The organism is Aeromonas sp. FDAARGOS 1403 (genome assembly GCF_019047325.1).
GTDB lineage: Bacteria > Pseudomonadota > Gammaproteobacteria > Enterobacterales > Aeromonadaceae > Aeromonas > Aeromonas dhakensis.
The window spans coordinates 701,037-716,161 of sequence record NZ_CP077249.1; the positions used below are offsets into that span (position 1 = coordinate 701,037).

A 15,125-nucleotide genomic window follows, 5' to 3' on the forward strand; every position below is an offset into this window, starting at 1 on the left:
GGATGGGAGAAAATGGGCAAGGCTACCGCACGGTCCCTGTCAACCCTTCTCCCTCTCTGTCAGGTTTTACTGCAAGAGGTATGCCTGACCAAGCTAATCCATTGAAGCTGCTGGATTTATGTGAGCCACACCCGATTATTCACGTCGGCTGAGGCCACGGCTGCACAGTTGCAGCATGTCGATGCCATCCCAGTTCCATTCGAATGCGAGCGCCTGTCCCGGCGCCACCACCCGGTCAATCCGGCAGGTGGAGGCAGTCGGCAGCGCCGCTTCGACCCCGGCCCTGTCACCGCCGACCCAGACGCAGGTCTGCATGTCCCAGGGCTGCGCCAGCAGCTCATTCAGGGTATCGGCCACAAATTCGGCAACTGTACCTCCTCCGACGTGTGCGAGCCGCAGCGTGCGGGTCGGAGTCAATAAGGTGACACCGGGCAAGCTGGTCACCTTCATTGCCCCCTGCTCGGCGGCATTTTGTTGACTGTGGATGAGTCGTTCCATCGCCAGGGCGGGATCGGCGGCAAAGGGGGCAAACAGGGCTTCCAGCAAGCGGCGGCGCAGCCCCTCGTCGGGCTCGCCCAGCCAGCAGAGAGTGGTTGGCGAGGCGCAGGCCTGCTGGTTGAAACGGGTGCAGTCCTGCTGCAAGGCATCCAGCATCCGTTGCCACTCTTGCGGATCCAGCCCGGCCAGCCAGCGGCTGTCGAGCACCGCCATCGAGCGGCGATCCGGAAACACCACCTCCTGCGCCGTCGGTGCCAGGGGAATGGCCCGCACCTGTCGGATAGTCTCGTCGCCGCCCCAGATGATGCGCAGCCGGCAGCGCGCCGACAGACAGGCGGTGATGCCCTCGTCGTGGTCATAGCGAATGAAGCGGGTGCGGGCGGCGATCTCTTGCCATTCACCGAGGCTGAACAGTTCGTTGAGGATCGCCAGCATGGCCTCCTGCTGCGGATCGCGGCGTGACGACAGCCGCACCACGCAGGGGTTGCCCATCAACAGGGCCATCAACCAGGAGTAGAAAGCCACCGTCGGCACGTTGGAGGGCACCAGGTGAAAGGTGACTCCCAGCGGTCCCCGCCCCTGCAAGCGCTGCTGTTCTCTGGCCAGCTGGCGGGGCCGCAGCCAGAAACCGAACGCGGCCAGATCGGGGTGACGACGCCCCTCTTGTTGCAGGCGGGCCGACAGCGCCGCCACGAAATCGCAGATGACGGGGGCAAAGCATGGCAGCGGCTGCGGGCAGAAGGTTGGCCAGCCGGTCGTCGGGGCCACGAAGCTGACCGCCGGCCCCTCCTGCCAGAGCACTGTGATCGCCCCGGACAGGGTCATTGGAAGGTGTCGCTGCATCCCCTCACCTCGGCGCCGTGCTGGCGTCCCGCTACGTGAAAATAACGGCCATGGCGGCCACAAGGGCAGTCATCCTCCCCCAGCAGCATACCGAGATCTTCGCTCAGCAGGCTGTGGCCGGGATAACTGCCGGGAATGGCGGAGAGCACCTGCAGCAGGCCTGGGCTGCCAATCCCGAGCGGCTGATGGGTGAGCGGATCGCGCACCTGTACATCGGCAAACACGGGAGCATGCAGGTGTCCCTGCTCGCACTCGACGAAGATGGAGCCCACCTGCTCCACCATGCCGTAGAAGTTGTGAACCCGACCCAACCCCAGCAGGTCACGGCAGCGGGCCTTGAAGGCGGAATTGTCCACCGCCAGGTGCTGCAGTTTCTTCCAGCCGCCGCTGTGAAACAGAATGCCCTGCGTCAGCGGCAGTTGCAGGCCGCGCTCGCGCAGCGGCTCCAGCAGGCATTGCCAGACCATGAAGGTGAAGCCGAACAGCAGCACCGGCTGGCCGGCATATTTGTCGCAGAAGGCCTCGATGACGGGCCAGTTGGGCCGCATCTGCTCGTCGAGGGCATAGGTATGGTCACGACCGAGGAAAGAGAGCCCCAGCGCGCCCGCGCCGCGCGCCGAAAAGCCGCTGCGGTTCTGGATGAGGGCGGGTTGCTCTACCAGGAGCATGGGCAGGCGCTGCTTGCCGACAAACTCCTGCAGGATCTTCACCAGCACCTTGCTCTGCAGGGCGGCGGTCTCCCTGTCCAGCACGATCCGTGATGGCGAGCCCGTGGTGCCCGACGAGGTGAGCACCTTGAACACTTCGCTCTGCGGCACGCTCTGCCACTGGGCCAGTTTGAACAGCCGGGCTGCCAGGTAGGGCAGCGCATCGTAGTCGGTCGCCGCGGCCGTCCAGCCGAAGGCTTGCAGCACATTGTTATAGGCCGTGCAGTGGGCCTGATGGTGCGCAGTCAAGGTGTTGAGTCGCGCCAGCAGCAGCGCCTGTTTGGCGGCCTGGGGCAGGGCGAAGACCGGCGCGCTCAGCAACTGCTCCATCACGCCTCCTCCGCCAGTCTGGCCAGGGCGGCGTAGTCAATCTTGTGATTGGTGGTGCGCGGCAGTTGTGTCACCTGTACCACCTGCACCGCCCGCGGCGGGGCTTGCAGCCACTGCGCCAGCTCGCGCTGCAAGCCGTCGGTCGTCAAGTCATCGCGGGGCTCGACGGCCACCAGCAGGCAGTCGTCACGTCCGCCGCAGGCCCCCGTCCAGCCCCAGCGATGGAGCTGGCTCTCGACCTCCGCCAGGCTGACCCGCTTGCCGAACAGCTTGAGAAAACGGCTGAGCCGGCCGCAGATGTAGTAGCGGCCCGCCTCGTCACAGCGGGCCAGATCGCCGGTGGCCAGCTCCTGCAGCTGGGCGCCCAGCGCCAGATCAGCGGCGGTACCGGCGTAGCCCAGCATGACGTTGTCGCCGCGATAGACCAGCTCCCCCTCCCCGGGTTTGCCCCCCTCCAGCGCGCGCAAGGCGAACTGGCCGCCGGGGATGGCGCGGCCGATGGCATCGGGATGAGCGGCCACCTCGGGCGCTGCCAGCCAGGCCATGCGGGCGGTGGCCTCGGTCTGGCCGTACATGACGAAGAAGCGCCGATCCAGCCGCAGGGCCTGCTCGGCAAACTGCTGCGCCAACGCGGGCTCTAAACGCCCGCCCGCCTGGGTCAGGGTCTGCAATGAGGAGTAACGGGCCCAGTCAAAGCGCAGCCTGGCCAGCATCTGATAGGTAAAGGGCACCCCGGCAAAGCTGCTCACCTCGTGCAGATCGACCTGCTGCCAGAAGTCGCGCTCCAGCACGCTCCCCTCGTGCTGCACCAGAGAGGCGCCCACCAGCAGATGGCTGTTGAGCACCGACAGGCCGTAGGAGTAGTACAGCGGCAGGCTGGTGATGGCCCGCTCGGCCGCCGTCAGCGCCAGATAGTCGGCGATGGCGGTGGCGTTGGCAGCCAGATTGCGCCCCGACAGCCGCACCCACTTGGCGCTGCCGGTGCTGCCCGAGGTCGGCAGCAATACTGACAGTTCCGGGTGCAGGGTGGGCGCCGTCGCGGCGAGCCGCTCCAGCTGACCGGCGTCATTGACCCGCCAGCTCACGTCAAACTGCCGGCAGCTGGCATTGTGCTGACTCGTTGGGAGGGCGGGGTCTGCCAGCATCACGACATGCCCCAGCTTGAGCGCAGCCAGATAGTGCAGCAGGTGGGCGGTGCGGGTGAAAAAGGGCAGATAGACCAGGCTGCGCTCGTCCGGATAGCTGGCCGCCAGCCGCGCCAGCCGCCGTGCCAGCTCGCCGTAGGAGAGCCAGCCCTCTTGCGGATCGCGCCAGGCCGGTGACGGGTTGTCTTCCCGCAGGTGGGCGAGCAGTACGTGCGCGTGATCCATCAGACCGTCATGCCTCCATCCACACCGATGACCTGACCGGTCACATAGCTTGCCAGGTCGGAAGCGAGAAACAGCGCCACCTTGGCCACCTCGTCCGGGGTGCCGATGCGCCCCATGGCGATGCTGGCGAGCCGCTCGGCAAACTTGTCGTCCGGGATGGCGTGGGCCATCTCGGTGTCGATGAAACCGGGGGCGATGGCATTGACCCGGATCTGGCTGGCAGCCAGCTCCTTGGCCAGCGACTGGGTGATGCCGATCACCGCCGCCTTGCTGCCGGCATAGCTGCAAAGCCCGGCGGCACCGACCCGCCCCATCAGGGAGGCGAGATTGATGATGCTGCCGCCACCGCTGCGCTGCATCAGGCGGGCGGCATACTGGCTGCAATAGACCACGCTGAAGGTGTTGTGGCTGAAGGTCTGCTCCAGCTGGGCCTGATTGACCATGCCGAGCAGCCCCTCTTCCAGCATGCCGGCATTGTTGACCAGCACGTCCAGCATTCTGGTCTGGGCAAACAGCTGCTGAAAGGCCTGCTTGACTGCCTGCGGCTGCGCCACGTCGACACAGAGCGAGTGACAAGGTACGCCGAACTCGGCGCCGAGCTCATCAGCCAGCCGGCTCATGGCCGCCTCGTCACGTCCCGCCAGCCACAACTCGGCCCCCTGCGCGGCAAACCGCCGGGCAATGGCAAGCCCGATGCCGCGCCCGGCGCCGGTGATCAACACCCGCTTGCCTTGCAGCAGCCCCTGCATCAGAGGGCGACCCCGTATTTGGCGAGGATCTCCCGCGCCTTGGCGACCGAGCTCATGTCGATGATGTCATCGGTATCGAGCAGCACGCCGTAGCAATCCTCCAGCTGGGCGATCAGGCCCATGTGGGCGACGGAGTCCCACTGGGGAATGCTGTTGTAGGCCAGCTGGTCGCTGACACTGCCGACGTCGATGCCGAGGGCATCGGCAAAAACCTGTTCCAACGCTGTAGTCATCTGAAAAATCTCCGTAGCCGTTCTCGGGCGGCATAATAGTCGGCTGGCTGCAGTTCGAGGGCGATGAAGTCACCCTGTTGCCCCTGTTGGCGATAGCCGAGCTGTGCATTGAGGCGCAAAGCGGCGTCGTTGCCGGTGCGCACCAGGGTGCGGATGCAGCCGAGCCCGAAGGTATCGAAGCCCTGATCGAGCTGTGACAGGGCGGCGGCGACGGCCAGCATGGGGTGACGCACGCTGGAGCGGCCCAGATAGAGGCCGGCATCGGCCACCGGCTGCCCCTGCAACGATTGCCGCGTCTCCCCTTTCAGATTGACGTAGCCAGCCCGCAGGCCGCGGCACCAGAGCACCCAGTGCTGCTGGTCAGCCCGTTCAAGGCTGCTGACGAACCACTGCCGTTGCTGGCGGGGGGAGATGAGCGCCTGCTCCACCATCTGCAACCGCACCTCGTCCAGGTTGCGCCAGCGTCGCAGGGTGGGCAGATCCCAGGGCTGGAGCGGGCGCAATTCGACACCATAACTCATGTTCAATACCAACGACGTCCCATCACTTGCCCATGTTATCGACCATCACCGGGCAATTCCGTAGCAAAGCTCAATAATATAAGATGAAAACTCGGTATAATCTCAAAAATAATCAACGAGTTGTCATCAATTATCCGGCTCGGCGACCACGTCGGGCTCCTCAGGGAGAGAGCATCATGGCCATCGCCATCATCCCGGCACGGGGCGGCAGCAAGCGCATTCCCCGCAAGAACATCCGCCCCTTCTGCGGCTTGCCCATGATTGCCTACGCCATCGGGGCGGCCAGGGACTCGGGCTGTTTCAGTCGGGTGGTGGTCTCCACCGATGACCCGGAGATCGCCGAGGTGGCCCGTCGCCTCGGGGCCGAGGTGCCTTTCCTGCGGGGCGCCACGCTGGCCGATGACCATACCGGCACCACCCCGGTGGTGATCGACACCATCCAGCGGCTCGACCAGCTCGGCATCCAGGCAGAGCACTACTGCTGCATCTATGCCACCGTGCCGCTGATCCAGGCCGCCGACCTGCGCGCCGCTCACGCCCGCCTGCTCGCCAGCCAGGCTCCCTTCGTCTACACGGTGGCCGAATTCGGCTTCCCGATCCAGCGGGCGGTGCGCATGGACGCACAAGGCAGGGTCACGCCGTTCTGGCCGGAGCAGATGGCGAAACGCTCCCAGGATCTGGAGCCCGCCTATCAGGATGCTGGCCAGTTCTACTGGGGCAGCCGCGCGGCCTGGCTGGGAGGGATCAGCCCGGTGGGGGGAGAAGGGATCGGCCACATATTGCCGCGGCACAGGGTGGTCGACATCGACACGCCGGAAGATTGGCACCTGGCCGAACTGCTCTATCAAGTGCTGGCCCAAGATGACGTTTAAGGTTGCCTTCCGGCTCGACGCCGGCGCCGAGATCGGGCTGGGCCACCTGATGCGCTGCCTGGCCATCGCCGATCGGCTGCACGCCGCCGGGGCCGAGTGCCACTTCCTCTGCCACGATCTGCCGGCGCACTTGCTGTCGTTGCTGCGGCCCCATCACCATCATCCCCTGAGCGCGCTGGATGACACCGGCCCGCTGCCCGGCTTGCAGCCCGATTGGCTGGTGTTCGATCACTACCGGATTGACCAGCGGCTCGAAACCCAGCTGGCCGCCCACTGCGGCCGCATACTGGTAATCGATGATCTGGCCGACCGACCGCACCACTGCCAGCTGCTGCTGGATCAGGGCCCCTTGCGCCGCACCGCCGATTACCAGCCGCTCACCCCATCCGATTGCCGGCTGCTGCTCGGCACCGACTATGCCCTGCTGCGCCCCGCCTATCGCCAGCTGGCGCGGCAACACGCCAGTCAGTGGCAACGGGGGCTTGTCTGCTTTGGCGGCGCCGATCCCGCCGGCGCCTGCCTCATCACCCTCAACAGCCTGGCTAGGCTGCCTTGGGCCCGCACCATCCGCTGGACCCTGGTGGCGGGCGGCGCCAATCCCTTCTGGCCCGAGCTGGAACAGAGAGTGGCCAAACTGGCCGACCTCGACCTGGTGCTGCTGCGCCAGAGCGACCAGATGGCCGACCTGATGAGCCGGCACGACTTCGCCATCGGCGCCGCCGGCGGCATGACCTGGGAGCGGGCCTGTCTCGGCCTGCCGACCCTGGCGGTACCCATCGTCGACAACCAGCAGTTCAACGACCAGGTGATCGCCCGCTTTCAGCTTGCCGAGCGGCTGACCCTGAACGAGCTGGCCAAGCCTGAGCGGCTGCTGCAGGCCCTGCAACGGCTTGAACAACAGTCAGACGACTACCGCCGCCGCGGCCAGCAGCAGGTGGACGGGCTGGGGCTGGATCGGCTCACCGCCCGGTTGCTGCAACAATCGGATTATCAGCTGTTACCAGATGGCCAACAGTGGCAACTACGCCATGATGGCAAACTGCTGCTCACCCTGACCCTGAACGGCCAGCAGCTGACATGGCAGGCCACCCGGCCACTGCAACCAGCGGAGTGGCAAGAGCTGGCACATCGCTTGCAAACAATTTTCTCCCAATTTCCCCTCTATCTTGCCGAGCCACCGCAGATAGCGCCCCCTGCCCCCTGGCAGCCGGCGCCGCATGGCTGGCAACTTGGCACAGGAGTCTGAACACAGATGCAGATCGCCCATCAATCCATCGGCCCGGCGCAGGCTCCCTATGTGATCGCCGAGCTGTCGGCCAACCACAACGGCAACCTGGATCGCGCACTGGCCATCATGACCGCCGCCAGGGAGGCCGGGGCCAGTGCGGTCAAGCTGCAGACCTACCGGCCCGATACCATCACCCTCAACAGTGACAGGCCCGAGTTCCAGATCCACGGCGGCCTCTGGGATGGTCACAACCTGTACGACCTTTACGAGTGGGCGCACACCCCCTGGGAGTGGCATCAGGCCCTGTTTGCCAAGGGGCGGGAGCTGGGGCTGACGGTCTTCAGCAGTCCGTTCGACTTCAGCGCGGTGGATCTGCTGGAATCCCTTAACTGCCCGGCCTACAAGATCGCCTCCTTCGAGCTGGTGGACTTGCCCCTCATCCGCTACGCCGCCCAGACCGGCAAGCCGCTCATCATGTCCACCGGCATGGCGAACGAGGCCGAGATCGCCGCCGCGGTCGAGATGGCGCTCAAGCACGGCAACGGCCAGCTGGCCCTGCTGCACTGCGTCAGCGGCTATCCGGCGCCGGCAGCCGAATACAACCTGCGCACCATCCCCATGTTGCGCCAGCGCTTCGGGGTCGAGGTGGGGCTCTCCGATCACACCTTGGGATCGGCCACGGCCATCGCCGCCACCGCGCTCGGGGCCACCCTCATCGAGAAACACTTCACCCTGGCCCGCGCCGACGGCGGGCCGGATTGCGCCTTCTCCATGGAGCCGGCCGAACTCACCGAGCTGGTGGCCTCGGTCAATACCGCCCATGCCGCCCTCGGGGTGGCCGATTACCAGCTCACCGCCAGTGAACAGGGCAACCGCGCGTTTCGCCGCTCCCTCTATCTGGTCAAGGAGATGGCCGCCGGCGAGGTGCTCACCGCAGCGCACATCAAGTCGGTGCGCCCCGCCCTCGGCCTGCCTCCCGCCGATTACGATCGGATCATCGGCAAGCGGGTCAACCGCAGCCTGAGTGCCATTCAACCGCTGAGCTGGGAGTGGATAGACAAGGATGAGTGATGATCTGTTCAACCAGCACGGCAGACTCATCAGCCAGCGCTGGCCCGCCCTCTGGCCCCACCTGCTGGCACAGGACGTGGAAAGCCTGCCGGCCGAGCTGACCGAAGGGCTCGGCTCTACCCTCAGCCTCCACGGCATCCAGCTCACCAGCCGGCACGACCGGGTGAAAGAGGCAGAACTGCAGGCCGCCAGCCTGCCCGAGCAGCCGGTGCTGCACCTCTACGGCACCGGGCTCGGCGATCTGCCGCGCGCCCTGCTGGGGCGCAGCAACCTCAAGCGGCTGGAAGTGAAGATCATGAATGGCGCCCTGTTTGCCCTGGTGCTGCGGCTGCTGGATCAGCAGGACTGGCTGACGGACCCCAGGGTAGAGCTGATGATGGCCGGCGACGAGGGGGAGGTGCGGCTGCCCTTCTTCGCCCTGCCGCCCGAGCTGCTGCTGGTGGAAGATGCCGCCGCCCGCATCCGCGACCGGCTGGTGAGTGAAATAGACTTGCCGTTCGCCCGGGCCAGGTTCGACGCCGAACACCCCGACGTCACCCGGCGGCTGGCCGAAAACCGTGAACTGGTGGCCGGCGACGGCGATGTGGCGTCCCTGTTCGGTCTGGCTCAGGGCAAGCAAGCGCTGATAGTGGCGAGCGGCCCGACCCTGCAACACAACCTGGCCACCCTGCAGGCCCAGTTGCAGAGTCGTCGGCAGGACTACCTGCTGATCAGCGTCGATACCGCGCTGGCCTTCTTGCTTGCCCACGGCATCCGGCCCGACATCGTCATCACCATCGATGACGCCATCCACGGCAACCGGCTACCCGCCGCCCAGTCGGCCCAGACCACCCTGATCTATTACCCCACGGTTCCCACGGCAGCCCTGCTGGCCTGGCAGGGGCCGCGCAAGACCGCCTACTCCCGCAGCCCCATGTACCAGCAGTTGCGACAGACGCTCCCCAAGGGCGTGCTGCACTCGGGCGGCAGCGTCATTCATCCCGCCGTGGATCTTGCCGTGCAGATGGGTTGCCGCCAGGTCATCCTGCTGGGCACCGACTTCGCCTTTCCCGGCGAGCTCACTCACTCGGGCTGGGCCGATGGCGCCCTCGGCCCCAGCGCCGCGCTGGCGCTCAGCTGGACCCTCGACGGCCATGGCCGGCGGGTCAAGACCAATCCGAACTTTTCCGCCTACCGCACCGAGCTCGAGCGCTACATAGCGCGCCACCCCGAGGTGCAATTCTGGAACTGCAGCAGGGAGGGGGCGGAGATCGCCGGCTGCCACTATCACCCGGAGTACGTGCAATGAAAAACGGCCAGATCACCCGTCTCACCGCCCTGGCGCACCAGTTTCGGCTGGGGCAGTCGGTCGCCGCGAGTCAGGCACTGCCGGAACTGCTGCAAGAGGTGCTCACCGAGCAGGGCAAGCTGCCACCCGGACTGGTAGCCGCCCTGCTGCAGTGTCAGGAACGCCAGGACTGGCTGGGGCTGGCCGACTACCTCGAATATGAAGTGGTGCACTGCCTGTCGACCCCGGCCGGCGACACCCCCACAGGAGACCATTGATGATCAAGGCCATGTCCAACGCCTCCGAGCAGGAGTTGTCACGCCGCCAGACCTTCAGCGAGTTGCTGCACGCCAGCCCGCTGCCAGCGGCCGAACTGCAGAACAACCTGGGCCTCTACCTCAAGCGCCAGTCGCTCTCCCGCATCCTGTTCATGCACGAGCTGTATCAGAAGATCGTGCCGGTCCACGGCGTCATCATGGATTTCGGCACCCGCTGGGGTCAGAACCTGGCGCTCTTTTCCTCGTTTCGTGGCATGTATGAGCCTTACAACTACAACCGCAAGCTGGTGGGATTCGATACCTTCAGCGGCTTCCCTTCCCACGCCCCGCAAGATGGCAGCGACGCCGCCATCCAGCCCGGCGCCTACGGGGTGACGCCGGGCTATGAGCAGCATCTGGCCCAACTGCTCGCCGCCCATGAGGCGGAAAGTCCTCTGGACCATATCGTCAAACATGAGCTGGTGAAGGGGGATGTGACCGAGACGCTGTCGGCCTATCTGGCTCGTCAGCCGGAGACCATGATTGCACTGGCCTATTTTGACTTTGATCTCTACGAGCCGACCCGCCGCTGCCTCGAGCTCATCAAGCCGCACCTGACCAAGGGATCAGTGCTGGCATTCGATGAGCTCAACTGGCCCGCCTTTCCGGGGGAGACCCTGGCCCTCAAGGAGGTGCTGGGGCTGGATCGCTACGCCATCCGTCGCACCCCGCACAACCCGGGCCCGGCCTATCTGGTGATCGAGTAGTCTGGTTGCGGGCTGAGGCGACGCAGCAGCCCAGCATCCAGCAACATCCGCGCCAGCGGCTCCACCCGCCAGAACGGCGCCCCTATGGTCTCGGCGATCTCGAACAGGGTCAGCTTGCCGTCGCTGTAGGCCAGCAGATTCATCATCTCCCGTACCTGCCAGCCCGAATAACGGGTCGACAAGTCCGGGTAGAGCCCCCGCTTGCCGAGCTGGGGTTCGCCCAGTACGGTGACCTCGCAGCGCTCATCCCGCTCCAGACACTCGATGGCCCGGCGCAGCGCCATGAAGCCGCCGGCCAGACCGGCCGGCGTCACCAGAGAGAGGTCATCGAGCGAGGTGTGGTACTCGGCATAACAGCCGTATCGGCTGCGCATCACCGAGGTGACCGGCAGATCGATGCCGGGCGCACACAACTGCCGCTCGTTGGAACCCCGCTCCAGGAAGCTGTAGGCTTTGTAGCCCGGCGCCAGATGACCCAGCACATGGCGACCGATGCGGTCCGCCAGCGTGTTGCCCTGGCGGGAAGGCAGGAAGGAGTAGCCGCGGTCATCGCCAAGACAGGTCAGGTTGAAGCCGGCCAGGGTGCGCTGCTTGAGCTGGTCCAGGTGGCGGGAGAGATAAACGATGGCCCCCAGGGTTTCAGGTACCAGCATCAGCCGGTAGCTGTAGCGGCGTGTGGGCAGTGACGCCAGCCAGGCCATCAGGAAGACGCCGACACAGGGGCCGGAGAGCTCGTTGTTGGCCATGGAGGGGTGACAGGTGTAGCTCGACAGCAGGATCTCCTGCTCGCTCTCTCCCGGCAGCACCCAGTCACCATAGGTGAGCGAACCCGGCGCCAGGGTGGCATCGATCACCACCTGATATTCCCCCTCCGGCAGCGCCTCACGCAGTCGATGGGGCAGACAGAATCCCCAGCGACGCTTGTAGTAGGAGGTCACATAGGGAATGGCGTCCGGTTGCTCGGGCAGAGAGTGAAGATGGGGCTGCAACTCGGCCAGCGAGAGGGTGCAGCGCACCGGCTCCGAGTAGCCGACCAGATGCAGGTTGTGATCCTGGAAATCCACCACCCTGCGTCCATCCGGCCCCACTATGTAGGCCTCCCGCACGTTCCACTCGTCAGGCACGGTCCAGTCGAAGCACTCGGTGCCGCTGGCCACTTCATGGATCTGCAGCTCGGGCAGACAGTGCTCGCGCCACAGGGCCAGCGACTGCCGAACCCCGTCCCCGGTCAGGCTGCGATTGAGCGGAAACAGCAGGGTGAGCAGCCGATGCAGTTGCTCACCGATCTGTGCCTGGTCGTCCCAGTCGGTGGGCAGATAGCTGCTCTTGGGTGAAAAACTCATGGGGTGGGTGCCTCGATCAATTCGACAATGTGGCCAAGGGGGCTCAGGAAAAACTGGACGTGGGCGCCGCCAAACGCGATGGCCGGCTGGCTGGGCCCGAGGGGCAGGTGGCGCTGTGTGCGCAGCCGTTCGGCGATCTCCTGCAGGTTGCTCACCCGATAGGCAAGGTGGTTGATGACGTTGCGCCGGGTCTTGAGCACCTGGGCGACCGGGCTCTCCTCGCCGGCCGGGGCGACCAGCTCGTAGCAGAGGCCATGGTCGTCGTGCACGAACTGCACCCAGACCCGTTGCAGCGGATCTTCCACCGCCGCCGAGAAGCGGCTCAGCCCCAGCACGTCGCGACAATAGGCCACACCACTCGCCAGGTCCGGCACCACCAGTCCGATGTGATCAAACTGCATGGGACTCTCCTCCCGCCCGGATCAGGGCGTATGGGGCCGCCGCCAGCAACTCGCCGGCAGCCAGGATGAAGTCGCGGCACGACACCGCCCAGACCGGCACCCGCTGGCACAGCGTCTGGCGCCAGGCGCCTCGCTCCTGCAGCAAAGCTACCAACCGGGAGAGGTCGATTTCGCTGGCCAGCGACAGGTCGCGCACATAGTAATCCGCCTGCCACTCCCGCACCTGGCCGTCGACGCGCACCCGGCCCGCAAACCCCTTGTGATAGCGATAAGAGACAGCCAGCCGCTGCTCCACGTAGTGGGTGAAGGTGATGCGGTCGGGGTGGCAACCCAGCCCCAGCAGCCAGCCGTCCTGCTCCGCCAGCCAGCCGAACGGGCTCTCCTGACCGAAACAGTCGTGACACTCCCGCGCCACCAGCGCTGGCCCCTGCGGGCCGCTGATCGCCATGCTGAAGACGGGATCCCGCGTGCGCACCACCCCTTCGCGCTGGCGGAACAGCTCCGTCATCAAGCCCACCTTGCTCGGGGTCTGCGCAGGGTCGAAGCACTCGTCCGCCATCGGGCTGTAACTGAAGGTCGGCACCAGCAGGTGTCCATCCAGCCACTGCTCCAGGCATGTCCAGAAGGCCGCGATGCCCTCGGCGTTGCCCATGCCGGCAAACTGGGCCACCACCATGGCATCCGAGTGCACCATCAGGGCGCCGCCTCTGGGGATCCCCAGCTCGGTCAGCGCCTGCTCGAGTGCCTGTTTCACACGGCAACCCCTTTGCGCAGCAGGGCTTGCTGGATGTCGGCCAGGCTCTTCAACTCGGCCAGCTCGTGCGGCTCGAACCGCACGGCATAGTGCTGCTCGACCAGCAGCAGCAGGTTGAAGTGACCCAGAGAGTCCCACTCGGGAAAGCTGCCGAGGGCAGATTGTGCGTTGATGCAGGCCTGGGGGAACTGCTGGTGTGCCAGCGCGATAAGGTCATTCATTGGCATAGAACTCCAAAAACGGGAGAGAAAGAGAGCAGAGATCAAGCGTGAGGAACAGCTCGTCCGCCAGCGGCAGCAACCCCGCTGGAGTGGTTATCGGCCGGGTTGGCAGGCTCGCCAGAAAATCCCGTGCCGGCTGGTTGCGGGTGGTGGCAATCAGGCTGATGACCAGCTCGGTCACCCCTTGCGCCCGCAGATGGTTTGCCAGTTGCGCCAGCAGCCAGTATTCAAAGCCGCGCCCCAGCACCCGGCAGCTGATGGCCAGGGTATCCAGCAGCGCCCTGCCCTCGTCGAGCGGGCGCACCACCAGCAGGGCCGTCATGCCGTGATCGGCGAATCGGTCTCGCAGACTGGCCAGCCAGACCTCGCCCCCCTCGCTGGCCAGCCGGGCCAGTTCCGCCGCCTGATAGCGGCGGCCGGAGAGGTTGAACTGATTGGTCTTCTGGCTGAGCTGCTCGGCTCGTAGCTGGTTGCCCGGGGAGAGCATCTGCCAGTCGGCCTGCAGCGCCAATTGCCGCAGGAAGGCGTGCTCGTCACCCAGTTGCCGGCGCACCGCCTCGGCCTCGGCCTGGGCCTGATAGGAGTGCTGCCGCAGGCCGTCATCCCGGCTCTGGTGGCGACTGCACAGGGCCGGCAGCGTCAGCAGGGCATCCGGCCAGATCCAGAGATCGACCGGCGGGGTCATCACCATCACCTCGGGGCAGTTGGCCCGTACCTCGGCCCGCTCCAGCTCGCTGTCATCCCAGAAGACCAGGCTGTCCAGCCCGACATTGAGGCGGGCGGCCAGCCGCCGCAGCCCCTGGGATTTGGGCTCCCAGCCAATCTCGGCAGCGGCGATCTGCGCCCGTGTCAGCACCATGCCCGGGTGCTCGTCAAACAGCCGCCACACATCGTCCGCCAGATTCTTGGAGCAGAGCGCCAGCACTATGCCCTGCCCGTGCCAGTGGCTGGCCGCCTGCTGGAAGGCCTGGTAGAGCCGGCCCATGCCGTCCTGCCCCAGCAAAACGCCGCCGACACCGTCTTCGCCGACCACGCCGCCCCACAGGGTATTGTCGCAGTCGAGCACCAGCACCTTGTGGGCGGGTTGCTGCAACCGCTGCAGCAAGGGGAGAATCCACTGCGCCAGGCTGGCCAGACCGGCCATGGAGAAGGGGCAAGACATCAGGTAGAGGTTGCGCCGATCGAAGCAGTGCTGGCGGCCATACTGTTGCAGCCAGAGTGGCAGGTGCAGGTCGTCCAGGCCGGGTTGCTGCAGGCGCAGGCGGGCCATCTGCTGTTCGAACGCACTGGCCAGCACGGCGAGCACGGCAGGGGCCGGGCCATAGACACAGAGCGGAGCATGGCTGCAGGCCCCCACCAGCAGATGATCCTGCGGGCGGCGCTGCAGATGCTGCAACAGAGGCTGACAGAGCGCGTCGACAAAGGCGGCGACCGCCAGCTGCTGCTCGTCCTGCGCCAGACGGCCCCACTCCTGCAGGGTCCGGGTGGGCACCAGATCTTCCCACAGCCAGATGATGATGTGGGTCCCAGCCGCGGCATCGGCGCCCTGGTTCATCAGGGTCTGCAACCACTGGCCATGGGGGGCCACCTGCACTTCGCCATATTCAGCCAGGGGGCGCCAGGCGAGGTTGCCCGGCATCAAGAACGAACTGCCACTGAGATGAAGCATGGTCATGACCTTCCCCCTGCACTA

At 66.0% G+C, this 15,125-nt stretch carries 17 protein-coding genes; 6 read left to right on the plus strand and 11 right to left on the minus strand.

Translation table 11 applies throughout. The features are described 5' to 3' along the window. Positions 1-135: 135 nt before the first annotated feature. From I6L33_RS03435 to I6L33_RS03460, 6 genes are read right to left on the minus strand one after another with little or no spacing between them, the layout of a single operon-like run. The gene (locus tag I6L33_RS03435) at positions 136-1,323 is read right to left on the minus strand and encodes an acyl-CoA reductase (protein ID WP_216974095.1); all 1,188 of its coding nucleotides are present in this window, start codon (positions 1,321-1,323) and stop codon (positions 136-138) included. Continuing rightward, positions 1,320-2,378: an acyl-protein synthetase gene (locus I6L33_RS03440; protein ID WP_216973547.1), complete on the minus strand. Its 1,059-nt coding sequence runs from the start codon at positions 2,376-2,378 to the stop codon at positions 1,320-1,322. The genes I6L33_RS03435 and I6L33_RS03440 overlap by 4 nt, the downstream gene beginning before the upstream one ends. Beyond that, entirely contained in the window at positions 2,378-3,748 is a 1,371-nt protein-coding gene (locus I6L33_RS03445; RefSeq protein ID WP_216973548.1) for an AMP-binding protein, read from the minus strand. The genes I6L33_RS03440 and I6L33_RS03445 overlap by 1 nt, the downstream gene beginning before the upstream one ends. After that, entirely contained in the window at positions 3,748-4,497 is a 750-nt protein-coding gene (locus tag I6L33_RS03450) for an SDR family NAD(P)-dependent oxidoreductase (RefSeq protein ID WP_017779505.1), read from the minus strand. The genes I6L33_RS03445 and I6L33_RS03450 overlap by 1 nt, the downstream gene beginning before the upstream one ends. Next, entirely contained in the window at positions 4,497-4,730 is a 234-nt protein-coding gene (locus tag I6L33_RS03455) for an acyl carrier protein (protein WP_005306726.1), read from the minus strand. The genes I6L33_RS03450 and I6L33_RS03455 overlap by 1 nt, the downstream gene beginning before the upstream one ends. Continuing rightward, positions 4,727-5,263 carry a GNAT family N-acetyltransferase gene (locus tag I6L33_RS03460; protein WP_017779503.1) on the minus strand — a complete coding sequence of 179 codons (537 nt, stop codon included), beginning with the start codon at positions 5,261-5,263 and terminating at the stop codon, positions 4,727-4,729. The genes I6L33_RS03455 and I6L33_RS03460 overlap by 4 nt, the downstream gene beginning before the upstream one ends. A 164-nt stretch (positions 5,264-5,427) precedes the next feature. Here I6L33_RS03460 and pseF point away from each other — a divergent pair, with 164 nt between their 5' ends. Genes pseF through I6L33_RS03490 form a run of 6 tightly spaced genes read left to right on the plus strand, consistent with a single transcriptional unit; the run spans position 5,428 to position 10,713 of the window. Then, complete coding sequence (gene pseF, locus I6L33_RS03465) at positions 5,428-6,123, plus strand: pseudaminic acid cytidylyltransferase (protein WP_216973549.1); 696 nt, start codon at positions 5,428-5,430, stop codon at positions 6,121-6,123. Beyond that, a complete protein-coding gene (gene pseG, locus I6L33_RS03470; protein ID WP_216973550.1) occupies positions 6,113-7,369 on the plus strand; it encodes a UDP-2,4-diacetamido-2,4,6-trideoxy-beta-L-altropyranose hydrolase in 1,257 nt (418 codons plus the stop codon). Before pseF ends, pseG begins: the two co-directional genes overlap by 11 nt. 6 nt (positions 7,370-7,375) lie before the next feature. Beyond that, positions 7,376-8,422: a pseudaminic acid synthase gene (gene pseI / locus I6L33_RS03475; RefSeq protein WP_216973551.1), complete on the plus strand. Its 1,047-nt coding sequence runs from the start codon at positions 7,376-7,378 to the stop codon at positions 8,420-8,422. Next, on the plus strand, positions 8,415-9,710 hold the full coding sequence (locus I6L33_RS03480) for a motility associated factor glycosyltransferase family protein (protein ID WP_216973552.1): 1,296 nt from the start codon (positions 8,415-8,417) through the stop codon (positions 9,708-9,710). The genes pseI and I6L33_RS03480 overlap by 8 nt, the downstream gene beginning before the upstream one ends. Further along, positions 9,707-9,967: a hypothetical protein gene (locus I6L33_RS03485; RefSeq protein ID WP_216973553.1), complete on the plus strand. Its 261-nt coding sequence runs from the start codon at positions 9,707-9,709 to the stop codon at positions 9,965-9,967. The genes I6L33_RS03480 and I6L33_RS03485 overlap by 4 nt, the downstream gene beginning before the upstream one ends. Next, complete coding sequence (locus I6L33_RS03490) at positions 9,967-10,713, plus strand: class I SAM-dependent methyltransferase (RefSeq protein WP_216973554.1); 747 nt, start codon at positions 9,967-9,969, stop codon at positions 10,711-10,713. Before I6L33_RS03485 ends, I6L33_RS03490 begins: the two co-directional genes overlap by 1 nt. Here the strand turns inward: I6L33_RS03490 and I6L33_RS03495 are convergent. From I6L33_RS03495 to I6L33_RS03515, 5 genes are read right to left on the minus strand one after another with little or no spacing between them, the layout of a single operon-like run. Next, positions 10,695-12,056, minus strand: coding sequence for a DUF4910 domain-containing protein (locus I6L33_RS03495; protein ID WP_216973555.1), 1,362 nt, complete (start codon positions 12,054-12,056; stop codon positions 10,695-10,697). The two genes, I6L33_RS03490 and I6L33_RS03495, sit on opposite strands and share 19 nt — an antisense overlap. Continuing rightward, complete coding sequence (locus I6L33_RS03500; protein ID WP_216973556.1) at positions 12,053-12,457, minus strand: VOC family protein; 405 nt, start codon at positions 12,455-12,457, stop codon at positions 12,053-12,055. The genes I6L33_RS03495 and I6L33_RS03500 overlap by 4 nt, the downstream gene beginning before the upstream one ends. Next, entirely contained in the window at positions 12,447-13,211 is a 765-nt protein-coding gene (locus tag I6L33_RS03505; RefSeq protein ID WP_216973557.1) for an AAC(3) family N-acetyltransferase, read from the minus strand. The genes I6L33_RS03500 and I6L33_RS03505 overlap by 11 nt, the downstream gene beginning before the upstream one ends. Continuing rightward, the gene (locus tag I6L33_RS03510; RefSeq protein ID WP_216973558.1) at positions 13,208-13,432 is read right to left on the minus strand and encodes an acyl carrier protein; all 225 of its coding nucleotides are present in this window, start codon (positions 13,430-13,432) and stop codon (positions 13,208-13,210) included. The genes I6L33_RS03505 and I6L33_RS03510 overlap by 4 nt, the downstream gene beginning before the upstream one ends. Continuing rightward, complete coding sequence (locus I6L33_RS03515) at positions 13,425-15,107, minus strand: HAD family hydrolase (protein WP_216973559.1); 1,683 nt, start codon at positions 15,105-15,107, stop codon at positions 13,425-13,427. Before I6L33_RS03515 ends, I6L33_RS03510 begins: the two co-directional genes overlap by 8 nt. Between the last annotated feature and the right edge of the window lie 18 nt (positions 15,108-15,125).

Coding starts and splice junctions, on each gene's coding strand:
- I6L33_RS03435 (WP_216974095.1), bottom strand. CDS start 1,323: ATGACCCTGTCCGGGGCGATCACAGTGCTCTGGCAGGAGGGGCCGGCG.
- I6L33_RS03440 (WP_216973547.1), bottom strand. CDS start 2,378: ATGGAGCAGTTGCTGAGCGCGCCGGTCTTCGCCCTGCCCCAGGCCGCC.
- I6L33_RS03445 (WP_216973548.1), bottom strand. CDS start 3,748: ATGGATCACGCGCACGTACTGCTCGCCCACCTGCGGGAAGACAACCCG.
- I6L33_RS03450 (WP_017779505.1), bottom strand. CDS start 4,497: ATGCAGGGGCTGCTGCAAGGCAAGCGGGTGTTGATCACCGGCGCCGGG.
- I6L33_RS03455 (WP_005306726.1), bottom strand. CDS start 4,730: ATGACTACAGCGTTGGAACAGGTTTTTGCCGATGCCCTCGGCATCGAC.
- pseF (WP_216973549.1), top strand. CDS start 5,428: ATGGCCATCGCCATCATCCCGGCACGGGGCGGCAGCAAGCGCATTCCC.
- pseG (WP_216973550.1), top strand. CDS start 6,113: ATGACGTTTAAGGTTGCCTTCCGGCTCGACGCCGGCGCCGAGATCGGG.
- pseI (WP_216973551.1), top strand. CDS start 7,376: ATGCAGATCGCCCATCAATCCATCGGCCCGGCGCAGGCTCCCTATGTG.
- I6L33_RS03480 (WP_216973552.1), top strand. CDS start 8,415: ATGAGTGATGATCTGTTCAACCAGCACGGCAGACTCATCAGCCAGCGC.
- I6L33_RS03485 (WP_216973553.1), top strand. CDS start 9,707: ATGAAAAACGGCCAGATCACCCGTCTCACCGCCCTGGCGCACCAGTTT.
- I6L33_RS03490 (WP_216973554.1), top strand. CDS start 9,967: ATGATCAAGGCCATGTCCAACGCCTCCGAGCAGGAGTTGTCACGCCGC.
- I6L33_RS03495 (WP_216973555.1), bottom strand. CDS start 12,056: ATGAGTTTTTCACCCAAGAGCAGCTATCTGCCCACCGACTGGGACGAC.
- I6L33_RS03500 (WP_216973556.1), bottom strand. CDS start 12,457: ATGCAGTTTGATCACATCGGACTGGTGGTGCCGGACCTGGCGAGTGGT.
- I6L33_RS03510 (WP_216973558.1), bottom strand. CDS start 13,432: ATGAATGACCTTATCGCGCTGGCACACCAGCAGTTCCCCCAGGCCTGC.
- I6L33_RS03515 (WP_216973559.1), bottom strand. CDS start 15,107: ATGACCATGCTTCATCTCAGTGGCAGTTCGTTCTTGATGCCGGGCAAC.